This window comes from Thermomicrobium sp. (genome assembly GCF_053493975.1).
In genome coordinates, this window is the sequence record NZ_JBRBZA010000003.1 from 1 (window position 1) to 13,331 (window position 13,331).

The window sequence follows — 13,331 nt, forward strand, 5'->3', positions numbered from 1 at the left end:
GGCAACTCGCCGGACTGAAGGCGCCACGACACACCACCGGCCAGGCCACCTGCCCACCCTCGCTCGTCGCCACCAGCAACGCGGTCTCCCCCTCGAGCCGGTACCGGAAGGCCACCTCCCGCCCGGCATCGTCCCGTGCGGTCATGGCACACCTGCCAACTCCTGTAGGTACAGACGAGCATTGCAGGAGACTACTCCGCCAGTGCCGTGCAATCACGCACCGACAGCCTAGGCCGAACGTGCTGTTTCGCTCCCCTGCAGACACCCGCTCCTACTGGCTCGTCCTCTCTGTCGTACCCGGCGGAGCAGCGCCCACCCATGCACCAACACGAGCAAACCGGCCGTACTCGCTCCTACCGGGTTGGCCCAGTACTGGTACCACCCACGCTCCCACCAGAGCACGAGCCACAGTGGCGTGACGAGCACGATCGCTCCAGCCAGTACCTTCCGGCGCCTGGTCAGCGACTGTCTCGTTGCGAGGAAAGTGCCCGTGACAAGTTCGGTAAACGCTTCGCAAGCCACCAGCACGGCGATGGTGTACCAAAACCAACTCGCGAGCAGGCTCCACGGCATAGAGCCACCTCCTCAGGCTTCCTCAGCCTGGCGGGACGAGACAGCAGCACGTGCAACCCCACCCGCCCGGGCAGGATGCCCACAGACAGAATGCACCGCAGGAGATGAGCACGCAGGCGAGGCAGCGCCATGAAGGGGGAATACAGGCATAGAGACACGGATGGCAGCAACTGACGAATGCTCGCCAATCGAACCGGCAACAGCAGCCGCATGGCACCTCTAAGGGACCGCACCCCCGCAAAACCTGTTCAGCGTGGTTCACCCGTACCAGCTGGCCGTTCTCGCTGAACCGGGTGAGACGCACGTTTTCCCCCACGTCGATCAGGAAGGCCGCCGAGCGGCCACGATCGTCGCGCAATGCCAGGATTCCGACTTGCTCGTTCACCGTTGCGACGATCAGCCACAGCGTCCGCCCATCCACCAGCACGTGCCGTGCCGCTCGCACCTCGGTCAGCTCTGCCGCACCGCGCACCGCCGCAAGGTCCGACCCGGCCAGCAGCTCCGCCAGGAGTTTCTCGGTCTCCACCGGATCGAGCAGCTCCGTCTTCACCGGCTCCACCGCCCACCAGGGGCGCTCTGCCCCCACCCCCTGGGCATGCACCCCACCCGGCAGCGCCAGCTTCCCGCTCACCAGGAGCCCCAACGCCGTCCCCACCCCAGCCAGGCGCCCCAGCACCCGCCGCCGGGTGAGCACCGGACCGGCTCCAGCTGGCCAGCCGACCTGTCGGAGCTCAGCCGCCAGCGCCAGCCCCCGCTGTACCCCGAGCAGCCGCACCAGCCCGAGCACCAGCCGCCGCCCGGTCAGCGCCCGGACCGCTTCCGCCCCCTCCACCGCAAACAGCACCGGTTCCCACGGCGCATCCGCCCCCAAGAGCCGCTCCCGCCAGGTCGCCACCTCCGGCTCGCGCAAGCTCCGCGCCACGAGCTGCCCTCGACCCAGCTCCACCACGCGCGTGGCGATGACCCGGCAGCGCCCGCAGGCTCCGTCGTAGGCCAACACCCACTGCATGTCGCTCCCTCGGACTCTCGAGCCGTCCGTCAGGCCTCTCGTTGCCACGAGCTCGGATACGCTTGCCAGTCACCTTTGGACGACAGCACTGTCATCCGGAGCGCGCTTCCTCCGCTCAGCTCGCTCAGGAAGCGAGCAACCCGCGCCGGCGGGCTGCGGTCACCACCGCGCCCCGCCCAGGCGGGACCCCGAGCTTGTGGGCCAGCCGCCGCACCCGTGCCTTGACGGTCGCCGGGGTCACCCCCAGACGGGCAGCGATCGCCGCGTAGGTGAGGTCCCACTCGGCCAGGAGCGGCAGGAGACGCTGCTCAGCCGGACTCAGGCGCGGACGCCCGAGCTGCTCCCGCCACAGCGCGGCCAGCTGGGCTGCCGCCAGAGGGCCAGCCACCAGGAGCGGGCTCTGCGTGAGGAGCGCGAGCACCGCGGGTACCGCTCCTCTGTCCAGGTCGGCCCAGGTCAGGACGCCACGCAGCGACAGTCCAGCATCCAGCAGTGCCCCGAGCAGCTGGGCAGGGAGTGCGCGGGCCAGGAGCACGCTCGGAGCCTGCTGCACCAGCCCGACCAGCGCTGGGTCGAGCTGTTCGCGCAAGAGACCGGCCCCGAAGACGACGAGGTCAGGCCGCCAGGTCACGCCGAGCTGGGCGGCGGTGGCAGGGTCGGCGGCCAGCTGCACGGCCGTAACCCCCGGACAATCGGCCAGCTGGACAGCCAGTTCCTGCCAGCCGAGCGCGTCGTCCGGGACGAGCAGGATGCGCGCCATCGCCTGCCCCTTCGAGAGAGTCGGTCGGTTGCCCGAACGATACCACCTGCTCTGCCGTTCCGGCAAGCGAGGAAGAACAGCATCGGACGGCTCTCGCCGACTCCCACAGTGCACGAGCGACCGACGACAGCGCAGGGTACGCGACGAGGTTCACTCCTCGTCTCGTTCGTGGAGTGTCCGATTCGGTCTCCTTCTGGGAACGAGGAACACTCGTCCCTCAGTCGCGCCCGGACTCGAGGACGGCTCGTCGCTCAGTTCGCTCGAGTGGTGAAAGCGTCCGCGCCACCCAGGCGACCGTCACCGCCAGCGCGAGGCCGATCGCGAGGAACGGCGCGTGGAGTCCCAGCGCGGCTGCGAGCCCAGTACCCACCAACGGGCCGACGAAGGCCCCCAGCGATGATGCCGTTGTCGTGAACCCGTACACGGTCCCGCGCCGCCCTTCGGGCGTGAGGCGCGCGACCAAGGCGTTCGCGGTCGGCAGCATACCGCCGGACGCGATGCCGAAGAGCGCTTGCAGCACGATGACCTGCCACACCTGCGTCGTCAGCCCGAGTGGCAGGAACGTCGCCGCCGCCAGTGCGCCACTGGCGATCAGGAGTGGTCGCTGGCCGATCCGGTCGCTCAGCCGGCCCAGCCCGACCGCTGCGACTGCGCTGGTCATCCCGCTCACCCCCATCGCCAGCCCAGCCAGGGAGTTGACCGCCGAGGAACCGCGCGCCAGCTGCTCGACGAGAAGCGGGACGATCGGTTGCAGCGCCATACTGGCTGCCCGCAGGGCGAACAGGCTGACGACGATCCCGAGCAGCGCTGGCGCGAGCAACAGCCGCCAGGTCTCGCCACCTGTCTCAACGTGGCCTGCCCACCGCCGCGGCGGCTCGAAACGCTCTTCGACCAGGAACGCGACGAGCAGCGCCGAGACGAGGAGGAGGCTCCCGGCCAGCACGAACGTCGCTCGGTAGCCGATCTGGTCCGCCAGCACCCCGCCGATCAGCGGGCCCACGGCCGAGCCCGAGAAGACCGCCATCTGCATCAGACCCAGTCCGAAGCCGAGCCGCTCCTTGGGAACGGTCGAGGCAGCCAGCGTCGTCGACGCCGTGACCGTGCCGGTGAACCCGCCCTCGACGAGCCGGAGCGCGAAGAGCTGCCACGGGCTGGTGGCCAGCGCCATCAGACCGATCGTGAGCGAGCCAGCGACCATCGCGCGCAGGACCATCAGCTTGCGACCGTACCGGTCGGCCAGTGCACCCCAAAGTGGCGCGGTGATCGCCATCACCGCGGCGCCCCCAGCGTTGATCGCCCCGGCCCAGAGGACCTGTGCTTGCAGGTCGCTCGCCCCGAGTTCGGCGACGAAGAACGGCAAGAAGGGCGTCCGGAGGCTGAACCCGATGATCGTCAGCGTTTGAGCCAGCCAGAGTGCAGCGAGCGTTCGCTGCCAGTTCGGGGCGCTGCCCGGTGCAGCACCAGCTGCCGACACCCGCGCGCGTGGTCGCACTGTCCCCGTGCTCCCCTCCGCCGACCCAGCAGACTCCCTGCCAGGCCGACCAGCGGACAGTCTACGCCGCGTCAGCTGCGTCCGCTACCGTCCACCGGTGCCATCGCCGCTGGGTCACTGGCTGGTGGTCGGTCCGGCAGCGAGCCGTACCGCCAACGGTAGTAGTGCTGCCCCACGTTGCCGAGCTCCACGCGCCAGCCGGGCGGGTTGTCCGGCGTGTAGGTCAGGCAACGGCGCTCGAAGCATTGGACGAGGACGTCTCGCTCGACGCCGCCGACCTTGGCGCGCGTCCAGTACGCTTCGGTGATCGGGAAACCGGTGACGGCGAAGAGCGGCCAGAACAACTGGTCGGACCGGAACGCTCCGTCCGCGTAGACGATGTCCCGCCGCTGCAGGAACTCCCAAAAGACCGAAGCGACACGATGACTTGTTTCCGGTACGAGCGGTCCAGCTCGCACGCCGTAGTCAGCCAGACGCGGCTCGTTCCCGATTTGGCCACTCCGATCGATCGTCTGCGTGATCAACTCGCCCTGCTCGAGCGGTGGCAGAGCCAGCACGGCAGCGAGCGTCGCGTACGTCGGACCGAGCCGATCGTCCGGATCGCCAGCGACCGGGATGCTGGCTGGCGCGCGAGGGACGAAGCGCCTGTCTCCCACTTGTTCCATCCCGCTGATGAGCTCGCGGGCCAGAAGGCCCGAAGTCACCGCCCAGGGGTCGCTCGGCGGTCTGTCAGGGTCGGTGAGCTCCAAGCGGGCCTTGTCGAAGTAGGCGACCGCGCGCGTTCCCGCCCGCGCCTCCTCGTACGGCTCGCGCGTCACCGCGAACGCCGCTGGCCCCCACAGCCACGACCGCTGCGCCTGTCCCGCGGCCACCGGGAGATCCGCCCGCTGCCACGTCTGGGCGAAGCGCCGCAGCACTGCGCGATCCACCGCACCCCTGGCCGAGAGGAGTCCGCTGCCAGCCCCTGGCTGGCCCGGCGGATCGAGCGGAGAGGCCGTCTCGCGCAGCGTTTGCCGCACCCACTCCACGCTGCTGTCCGGCGCGATGGAACGCACTAACGCCGCAGTCGCGCTCACCATCGGCGCCGCGAAGGAGGTACCCGTCCGCCGGTCCCAACTCGACTCTTGCCCGTCCCAAGTCGTCGTCAGCACGTTCTCGGCCGGCGCGATGAGGTCGACGCGCGTCAAGCGCGAGGTGAAGCTCGCCAGCCGCTTGCCGTCCGCCGTCGCACCCCCCACCGCGATCACCTCAGGATAACTGGCCGGGAAGGTCACGCTGTCGGGCGTGTTTCCCGCCGCCGCGACGACCACGATCCCGCGCGCGTACGCCTGCTCGATCGCGCGTTCCAGCGCACCGCTCGGCGTATCTGCCCCCAAGCTCAAGTTGATCACCTGCACGCCGCGCTCGATCGCCCCGTAGACCGCTTCCGCGATCGAGAGCGAACTCGCACCGATCTGATCGCCGACCTTGAGCGGCACGATCTTGATGCCCGGTGCACCACCCACCATGCCGCGCCCGTCAGCCGCCGCCGCGATGATCCCCGCTACCGCCGTCCCGTGCCCGACCTCGTCGTCCGGATCAGCATCGCGTCGCAGGTAGTCGTATCCCGGCAGCAGCTTTCCCGCCAGATCCGGATGGCTCGCTGCCACCCCGGAATCGATCACTGCGACCGCCACCTCCGCCCGGCCGATCGTGTCGTCCCAAGCCGCCAGAAATCCGACCACCGTCAACCACTCTTGCTGGGCGACGAGCGGATCGGCTGGCGTCCACTGGTAGAAGAGACGCACCGCCGGCTCCAGCCCAGCGACTCCCGGCCGCCCCAGCAGGCGCACGATCCAATCGGCAGCAGTCGCCGGCTGATCGAAGCGCAGCCGCCACCACTGCCCATCCGGATCGATCGGCTCCAGGCGCGCGGGGAGGTCAGCCAAGCAGCGCGGCTTGAGGAGAGGCTGCCGGAGGATCGCGCAGCGTCCAGGTTCGACCGCGACTCCCCACTCCACCGGCCCCGGTGGCGTGGTCGCGTGCCCGTGCGCCCCGTCCAGCCAACGCGGCGACCCGACCAGAAGCAGAACCGGAATCGAGAACCAGGTGAGCAGCCGCGGCCAGATCAGCGACCACCTCATCAGCGCCACCGCTCGCTCGCCGTTGCCTCGACGCGCTCGGCTACTCACTGCGTTCCGAACAGCCGGTCTCCCGCATCCCCCAAACCGGGCACGATGAAGCCTCGGTCGTCGAGACGCTCGTCGAGCGCCGCCAAGTAGATCCGCACGTCGGGATCGGCCGCGAGCAGATGCTGGACACCATAGGGCGCACCGATGATCCCGAGGAACGAGATCGGCCCACTGTAGGTCTGCCGGAGAAGCTTCACTGTCGCGACGGCCGAACCGCCGGTCGCCAGCATCGGATCGACGATGACGACATGGCGGAGGACATCGAAGCGCCCCGGAAGCTTCTTGTAATAGATGGTCGAGCGTAACGTCTCCTCGTCGCGTCGTGCTCCCACCAAGTAGATCGGTGCCGCCGGGACCAGCTGTCGCACCGGTGCGAGCATGCCGAGTCCGGCCCGCAAAATCGCTAGCACGGCCAGTCCAGCGCGCAGCGCTCCCCCGTCCGCTTCCTCGCCCGTCGGGGAGGGGACACGGAACGTCTCGAGCGGTTCCTCACCGAGCGCTTCGTAGAGAAGAAAACGGGTCAGCTCGTGCAGCACCCGCTCGAACTCGGCTGGCGGCGTGCGCTCGTCGCGCGCCACCGTGAGCAACGCCGTTACCAACGGATGGTCGAGCACGCGCAAGCGCGGTTGCCCGAGGACGTCCTCGCGCCGCGGCTGCGGGACGCCCCGCATCGGTGTCGGATGGACGAGTTGCTCAGCCATGCGTGTCTCCCCTCTGTCCCCGGCACGACCGATCCGTGTGCCGTCCGCTCCCCATCCATCGCCAGCCGCCAGTGGCCGGCTGCGCCACCTCATCCAGCTCGCTCGGCCATAGCCTCTTGAGGCTCCAGTATATCGCGCTCAGCCGCCGCCGAGACAGCTCGCACCTGGATCGAGCACTGTGTCGTTTTCCCCCACGCGCATCGACTCGTCGGCGACCACCATGAGCCGATGCGTCGTCCGCGGTTCCGCACCCGCGGGCAGCCCTAGACACAGCCCCCCACGCTCCGCTACGATCCCCGTACGAGCAGCGCGCGCACGAGTGGGGGACAACTCCCATGGCCACTCGGCCAGTTCCGGAAGAACCGTCGGCCGCCATCCCTCCAGCGACCGCGGATCGCGAGGCGAGCGAGGCATTGCTCGACCAGATTCAGCAGCGGGTCGAGAAGCTGCGGACCGAGCGCTTCGCCGGTGGCGATCCCGTCGTTTCCCCACGACCCGTCCGGCGCGTGGCCGACGCCCTGCGCGAGGGAGCGATCGCGGCCCTCACCGCCGAACGTCTCGGCGCCCTCCTCCAGCTCGACGCAACGCTGCTCGCCCCGGCCGAAGACCTCGCTCGCGAGGAACTGGCTGCTGCCTATCGCGCGCTGGCCACGTGGGATCTCCGCAGCGCGGCCCTGAGTCTGGCCCGCGCCGCGAGCGTCGCCCGTTTTCCCGATAACCAGCAGCGCATCGCGCTCGGCTGGGCGCTGTACCGGCTCGTCGAAGAGCTCCTCCGTCTCGTGCCGGGCCAGGTCAAGGAAAAAGCGCTGCCGAGCGTGCGCCTCGTCGAGGAACTCCTGCCCACGTTGGACCAACTACCCGAAGCCGAACGCGCCTTCTACACCCGCGAGGCCGAGCGCCTGGGCCAAGCCTGGAAGCACGCCACGACCGACGAGCGCGCCTGGTGTGTTTGGGCCCTGTTCCGCGCTCGGGTGGCGCTCCTGCGCAACGAGGGAGCAGAAACCACGCTAGCCTGGCTGCTTCGTCTGGCCCGACGAGCCGGAATCACCAGCGGCGAGGCGGACGATGGCCTCCTGACCCTGCTCCAGCGGGCGCGGGCCGTCTTCGCGCTGCTCCTCGCACCTCCCGAGGAGGAAGCGACCGAACTCTCCAAGCTGGCCGCCGAAGCCTGGCCGCGCGATCTCTACCGGGCAATCGCTGCCGCCCTCACACAGGCGTGGGGTGAGGACGCCATCGCTGCCACGCATCGCTTCGCACTGGCCTTGTACGTTCCGGAATCCAGCCCGGCCGAGGAGTCACCCGATGCCTGACCACGTGGAATCTGCGAGCGAGCGCGCGCTCCGCGCCTGGCAAGAACTCACTGCCAACCCCGGAATCCCTCAGTGGCTCGACGTGCCCGTCTTGATCACACCAACTCCCCGCCGCGGCGAGCGGCGCAAGCTCGTCCTCCACGCAACGACCGAGGACGGTCGATCTCTGGGATACTGTTCCGTCTACAGCAACGAGTGGTACCCCGGCTGTCCGGGCTCCAACCCGTTCTCGCACTACTTCCCGGTGCTCTGGCATGTCCTCGACGCACGCGCCCGACGCAACATCGAGACACCGCTCCGCCTGCAAGTGCTCCGAGCGGTCACCGCGATCACCTCGAGCGGCTGGCGACAAGTCGTCCTCCTCAAGTTCATCGTCGCACCCGAGTACACGGTCACGGGCAGTCTGGTCGAGCAACTCTATCAGTGCCCGCTCCAGGTCTTCTTCGAGCGATTCCTCGGCCTGCCACGCGATTACCGCGAGCGCGAACCGCAGCCCAGCGACATCCGCGGTCGCGCCATCCACGCTGGCTACCGTCGCGCGCTCGTGACCTTTGCCTCAACCGGTGACCGCCAGCTGGCCGCTTCTGCCTATCGAGCCGGGGTGTGGGCCGAGTGGACGCGCACGATCCAGACGCTGCTCGCCGCCAAAGAGACGAAAGACGGCCTACCGCCGAAAGACTTGCTCCTCTCCTTCGGCGTCGCCAACTCGATCCTCGATCAGGTCGAGGAGACCCTCGATCCAGCGACCGCCGCCGTCGAGCTCTACCTCGAGCGACTCTTCTATTCCCCCACGCGCGGACTCTCCGGCCGCGCCGATCGCGTCGAGGTTCCCCACAACCCAGCCGCCTCGCCCCTCCGGATCACCGAGGTCAAGACACGCTCCTTCCAGTCGGAGCGGGACCCCCTCACGGGCGAGAGCGTGCCAGGCGGCCTCCAAGCGCTGGCCTACCGCGAAGTCTTGCAGAGCGTCGGATTTGCGTCCGTCGATGCCGTCGTCGAGCTGGTCGACGAACAGCGGCTCGCCGCCGTACCGCTCGAGCAGCACCCGCTGGTCCGACGACTCCGCTTGGATCTCTCCCAACGGGACGAGCGCCTCGTCGACCTCATCGCCCAAGCCCGCAACGTCTTCTACTGCATCGCCAGCGGTCTCTTTACCGGCTACGATCGCTACCGGCTCGATGGAGCCACCGAGAACTGGCGCCTGCCGCAGATCGTCGGCCAATTCGACTTGCTGAGTGACGTGCCTCCCTGCAAACCGTGTGTCGCCCGCGCCCGTCGAGTCTGTGCCCAAACGCGAGAACCGGACGGCAGACCGCTGCGGGGCCTCTTCCGCTATGCTCCCCCAGCGCTCTTCTCGTATTGGGTCTGGTTCCATCGCCAGCTCAAGGCCGAGGAGCACGCCGAACGGGAGCGCTTCTTCCACCTCGTCCAGACGCCCCCACAGCGGCTCGAGCAGGAGGGCATCACCCTCTGTGACCTTCGCCTGGTGCGTCAGGAGGAGCGGTTCGTCACCTTCGAACGCCCCGGGCGCCGACTCGACACCCGCATCCGCGAGGACGATACAGTCCTGATCACCCCGCAGTGGCCGGACGGGCTCCGCCAGCGCATCCCCCGCCCGGGTGAGCTCTTCTCGGTGGAGGGAACCGTCGTCGCGCTCGGCGAGTGCGAGATCACCGTCGAGTTGCGCGACCGGGTACCGCTGGCACCTGATGGGGACGATTCCCTCTATCGCATCGATCAGCTCACTGGCTGGGACATGCGCGCCTGGCAACTCGAAGGCCTGGCCGATTTCTTCGTCTCCTCGATGACCGCGACCCCAGCCCGCGGCCGAGAAATCAAATGGTGGGAACTCCCAATCCTCACCCAGACGATCCTCGGCCTCCGCTCGCCACGCCCACTTCGGACTTCGTCCACGCTGCCCGGTTGGCTCGCTGGCGGGCTCAACCAATCCCAGCGGCGCGCACTCGCTGCAGCGCTCGCGCTCCAGCCAGGCGACCTCCTCCTCATCCAGGGGCCGCCTGGTACCGGCAAGACGGCACTCATCGCCGCGATCGTGCGTGGTCTCCTCGCCCGCGGACTCCTCGATCCGGCACGACCCACCGGCCGCCGCCCCGTCCTCGTCCTCACCAACACGCACCGGGCAGCCAACGAGGTGGTCCGCAAGATCCGGCAGGACGTCCCCGAGGTGCTCCCCTTCCTCGTCCGCGTCGGCAACGAGCGCGAGGACATGGAAGAGGACGTCGCTGCCCAGACGCTGGTCGCCCGCAGCGGGCTGTCGTCGCGCGAGCGCCGGCAGCCGCCGGACAATGACGAAGAAGCGATCCAACGGTTGCTCGCCTCCAGTCGCCGAGCCCGCACGATCCGCGAGCATGCGGCCGTTTTCGTCGCCACGCTGGGCGCAGCCGACGCAGCCGAGCTGCGCGGACTGACCTTCGAGACCGTCATCGTCGACGAGGCGGGGCAGGCCACCGAGCCGGCATGCCTCCAGGCCCTGCGTCGCCTGCCGATCGGCTATGCCGGGCGGCTCATCCTGGTCGGCGACCAGAATCAGTTGCCGCCAGTCGTCACCGCCATCGATCCTCCACCCTACTGGGACGATCTCGCGCGACTGGGTATTCGGCCAGGCGATAGCCTGCGCACCTCCGCCTTCGAGCGCTTGCATCGGCGCTATCCCGCGGCCTGCATCCGGCTGACCGAGCAATACCGGATGAATGGCCCGATCTGCGACCTGGTGAGTCACGTCTTCTATCAGGACGAACTCCGTCCGGCCGATCCGCGGATCGCCGACCGCCGCCTCGCGCACTGGCTGGACGACCTCGGAGTGCCGATCCCCTCAGGGATCATCGGCCAGAGCCCCCCGATCCTCTACCTCGACACGAGCGGTGACCCGCTCGCGCGCGACAGCGGTGCCGTTTTCGCGGCCGACGACGAGGGGCGTGCGAACCAGCGCGAAGCCGCACTGATCGCTGCCGTGCTCGCCGAGTTCCTCCGCGACCTGCCCGAGTCGGCCCACCGGACCATCGTCGACCAGATCGGTGTCATCTCGCCCTACCGGCGTCAGAACACGCTCATCCGCCAAGAGCTGGCCCGCGCTCACCCAGCGCTCGCACGCCTGCGCGTCGACACCGTCGATCGCTTCCAGGGGGGCGAGCGCGAGATCATCATCGTCAGCTTGGTCAACAGCAACGAGGCGGGTGAGATCGGTTCGCTCCACGCCGAGTGGCGGCGCCTCAACGTCGCGCTCAGCCGCGCCCGCAGCCTGCTCGTCCTCGTCGGCGACCGCCGTACGTTCACGGCAGCAGCCAAGAGCGACAGCGAAAACGAGGCCCGCGAGCGGTTCCGCATGGTCTTCGAGCGGATCGAGCACCTCGCTGCGCGCGGCGACGCAGGCATCCTCTCGACACGAGATCTCTTCACGGCGGGGCGAGGAGATGACCGCTGAGGAGTTGGTCATCGCCTCGACGACGCTGGCCGAGCGACTCGCCCGCCTCGGCGCAAACGGCATCACCTGCGTCCACCAGGCAGAGCAGGGCGATCCGGAAGCCCTACCTGGCGGTGTCCTGCGCCTGCTCGGCGATCTCGGGTTGCTCGACTCTCTCCGCACCCGGGTCCCAGACTGTCAGGAGCACGGCTGCCCCCTGATCCCCTCCTGCCCGTACGTCACCGACTTCGCGCGCGACGCATCGTCCGCGCGGAGCGACCGCCCCAAGAGCGGCCGCAAGTTCCGGACCAACGAGCTGACCCGCCAGCTCGTCGCTGACCCCACCTTGCTCGCCCACCGCATCCCGTCCCATCCGATCGCACAGTGGCTCGCCGCGCGCTTCGCCGAGCGCCCGGAGTGGACCGTCTTCGCCCTCGCCGAGGCCTGGCTCGCAGCCGCGCTCGCCGACCGCGAGCCGTCTCGTGACCCGGCCCAACCCTGGATGGCCGACTTCTTCGCAGGTACACGGCGCGAGCTCGCGGCATGCATCGGGCTCCTCGTCGGTCTCGGCTGGCTCGCCTGGGAGAACGAGGGGCGCATCCTGCGCCTCGTCCAGCGCTGGTGGTGAGCTGGCCTGCCTGAGCACGAGCAGGCAACAGGAAGGGGAAGCAAGTCGATGGCGATCATAACTTTTTCCATCGTTGCTCTCGATCCCGCCACCGGGGAACTGGGTGTCGCCGTCGCCTCCAAGTTCCTCGCCGTCGGTGCCGTCGTCCCCTGGGCGCGTGCCGGCGTCGGCGCTGTCGCCACCCAGTCCTATGCCAACGTCTCCTACGGGCCGACCGGTCTCGAGCTCATGGCAGCCGGCCAGTCCGCTGGCGAAACCCTCGCTCGTCTCCTGGCCGATGATCCCGATCGCGAACTCCGGCAGGTCGGCATCGTCGATGCGCGTGGCGGCGCGGTGACGTTCACCGGGAGCGCCTGCCACGCCTGGGCCGGCGGCCGCACGGGGCCGGGATACGCTGTCCAGGGGAACATCCTCACCGGCCCGGAGGTCGTCGACGCGATGGCTCGTGCCTTCGAGACGACCGAGGGATCACTCGCAGCGCGTCTCCTGGCGGCACTCGCGGCTGGCGACGCAGCGGGGGGAGACCGGCGCGGGAAACAGTCCGCTGCGCTCCTCGTCGTCAAAGAGCGCGGCGGCTACGGCGGCTACACCGATCGCTTCATCGACCTCCGGGTCGACGATCACCCCGAGCCGGTCGCTGAACTCCAGCGTCTGTACGGAATCTGGCGCCTCTATTTCGAGAAGCCGAAGCCAGAAGACCGCCTCCCGCTCGAGGGTGCCGTGCTCGTCGAGCTCCAAGAGCTCATGCGCACCCTCGGCTACTACCAGGGTCCTCCGCACGGCCAATGGGACGAGGCGACGCGCCGCGCCTATGCCGCGCTCATCGGGAACGAGAACTTCGAAGAGCGCATCCCACTCGATGCTGACTGGATCGACCGCCAAGTTCTGGCCTATCTCCGCGATCTCGCACAACGGAAGCATGGAACGTAGCTGTTCGGCCCCGTCTCCGCCCGATGAACCGGAGCGGTGCCCGGCATTGTCGAGGCAACGCCCGCTCCCCAAGGCTAGGGGAGATACGAGCAGTCCTTCCACGCCCGCACTGCTCGTGCGATGATTCTGAACGAGACCGGTCACTGCGTACCTCCTGGTCTCGGCACGAGTCGGGCCCGAAAGGAGCGAATGACGATGCCCACCACGATCACTCGACTCGACGTCTACGACGTCCGCTTTCCCACCTCGCTCACCCTGGCCGGATCCGATGCCATGCATCCTGACCCGGACTATTCGGCCGCTTACGTCATCCTCCACACCGATTCCCCCGGCCTG

At 68.9% G+C, this 13,331-nt stretch carries 10 protein-coding genes and 1 pseudogene; 5 read left to right on the plus strand and 6 right to left on the minus strand.

Annotated features, from left to right (window positions below; translation table 11 throughout):
• Positions 1 to 228: 228 nt before the first annotated feature.
• The 6 genes from ACWIVK_RS00225 to upp all read right to left on the minus strand — a co-directional run bounded on the left by ACWIVK_RS00225 (position 229) and on the right by upp (position 6,706).
• Entirely contained in the window at positions 229 to 573 is a 345-nt protein-coding gene (locus ACWIVK_RS00225; protein WP_448574535.1) for a hypothetical protein, read from the minus strand.
• A gap of 22 nt (positions 574 to 595) precedes the next feature.
• On the minus strand, positions 596 to 1,582 hold the full coding sequence (locus ACWIVK_RS00230) for a Tat (twin-arginine translocation) pathway signal sequence domain-containing protein (protein WP_448574536.1): 987 nt from the start codon (positions 1,580 to 1,582) through the stop codon (positions 596 to 598).
• Between the two features lie 124 nt (positions 1,583 to 1,706).
• On the minus strand, positions 1,707 to 2,342 hold the full coding sequence (locus ACWIVK_RS00235) for a helix-turn-helix transcriptional regulator (protein ID WP_448574537.1): 636 nt from the start codon (positions 2,340 to 2,342) through the stop codon (positions 1,707 to 1,709).
• A 217-nt stretch (positions 2,343 to 2,559) separates the two neighbouring features.
• Positions 2,560 to 3,834: an MFS transporter gene (locus ACWIVK_RS00240; protein WP_448574538.1), complete on the minus strand. Its 1,275-nt coding sequence runs from the start codon at positions 3,832 to 3,834 to the stop codon at positions 2,560 to 2,562.
• 71 nt (positions 3,835 to 3,905) lie between these two features.
• Positions 3,906 to 5,957, minus strand: coding sequence for a S8 family peptidase (locus tag ACWIVK_RS00245; RefSeq protein ID WP_448574539.1), 2,052 nt, complete (start codon positions 5,955 to 5,957; stop codon positions 3,906 to 3,908).
• Positions 5,958 to 6,001: 44 nt separating this feature from the next.
• Positions 6,002 to 6,706 (minus strand): uracil phosphoribosyltransferase, encoded by a 705-nt coding sequence (gene upp, locus ACWIVK_RS00250; RefSeq protein ID WP_448574540.1) that lies wholly within the window; start codon positions 6,704 to 6,706, stop codon positions 6,002 to 6,004.
• Between the two features lie 335 nt (positions 6,707 to 7,041).
• Between upp and ACWIVK_RS00255 the strand changes: the two genes are divergently transcribed.
• The 5 genes and pseudogenes from ACWIVK_RS00255 to ACWIVK_RS00275 form a co-directional block, all read left to right on the plus strand.
• Positions 7,042 to 8,016, plus strand: coding sequence for a hypothetical protein (locus ACWIVK_RS00255; RefSeq protein WP_448574541.1), 975 nt, complete (start codon positions 7,042 to 7,044; stop codon positions 8,014 to 8,016).
• Positions 8,009 to 11,458, plus strand: coding sequence for an AAA domain-containing protein (locus ACWIVK_RS00260; protein WP_448574542.1), 3,450 nt, complete (start codon positions 8,009 to 8,011; stop codon positions 11,456 to 11,458). Before ACWIVK_RS00255 ends, ACWIVK_RS00260 begins: the two co-directional genes overlap by 8 nt.
• Positions 11,448 to 12,065 (plus strand): hypothetical protein, encoded by a 618-nt coding sequence (locus ACWIVK_RS00265; RefSeq protein WP_448574543.1) that lies wholly within the window; start codon positions 11,448 to 11,450, stop codon positions 12,063 to 12,065. The genes ACWIVK_RS00260 and ACWIVK_RS00265 overlap by 11 nt, the downstream gene beginning before the upstream one ends.
• 48 nt (positions 12,066 to 12,113) lie before the next feature.
• Positions 12,114 to 12,995, plus strand: coding sequence for a DUF1028 domain-containing protein (locus tag ACWIVK_RS00270; protein WP_448574544.1), 882 nt, complete (start codon positions 12,114 to 12,116; stop codon positions 12,993 to 12,995).
• A 195-nt stretch (positions 12,996 to 13,190) separates the two neighbouring features.
• Positions 13,191 to 13,331: pseudogene (locus tag ACWIVK_RS00275) on the plus strand (fuconate dehydratase); the annotation flags it as partial.

What these genes read in the sequence shown, in the direction of transcription:
- ACWIVK_RS00225 (WP_448574535.1), bottom strand. Translation starts at nt 573, where the DNA reads ATGCCGTGGAGCCTGCTCGCGAGTTGGTTTTGGTACACCATCGCCGTG.
- ACWIVK_RS00230 (WP_448574536.1), bottom strand. Translation starts at nt 1,582, where the DNA reads ATGCAGTGGGTGTTGGCCTACGACGGAGCCTGCGGGCGCTGCCGGGTC.
- ACWIVK_RS00235 (WP_448574537.1), bottom strand. Translation starts at nt 2,342, where the DNA reads ATGGCGCGCATCCTGCTCGTCCCGGACGACGCGCTCGGCTGGCAGGAA.
- ACWIVK_RS00245 (WP_448574539.1), bottom strand. Translation starts at nt 5,957, where the DNA reads ATGAGGTGGTCGCTGATCTGGCCGCGGCTGCTCACCTGGTTCTCGATT.
- upp (WP_448574540.1), bottom strand. Translation starts at nt 6,706, where the DNA reads ATGGCTGAGCAACTCGTCCATCCGACACCGATGCGGGGCGTCCCGCAG.
- ACWIVK_RS00255 (WP_448574541.1), top strand. Translation starts at nt 7,042, where the DNA reads ATGGCCACTCGGCCAGTTCCGGAAGAACCGTCGGCCGCCATCCCTCCA.
- ACWIVK_RS00260 (WP_448574542.1), top strand. Translation starts at nt 8,009, where the DNA reads ATGCCTGACCACGTGGAATCTGCGAGCGAGCGCGCGCTCCGCGCCTGG.
- ACWIVK_RS00265 (WP_448574543.1), top strand. Translation starts at nt 11,448, where the DNA reads ATGACCGCTGAGGAGTTGGTCATCGCCTCGACGACGCTGGCCGAGCGA.
- ACWIVK_RS00270 (WP_448574544.1), top strand. Translation starts at nt 12,114, where the DNA reads ATGGCGATCATAACTTTTTCCATCGTTGCTCTCGATCCCGCCACCGGG.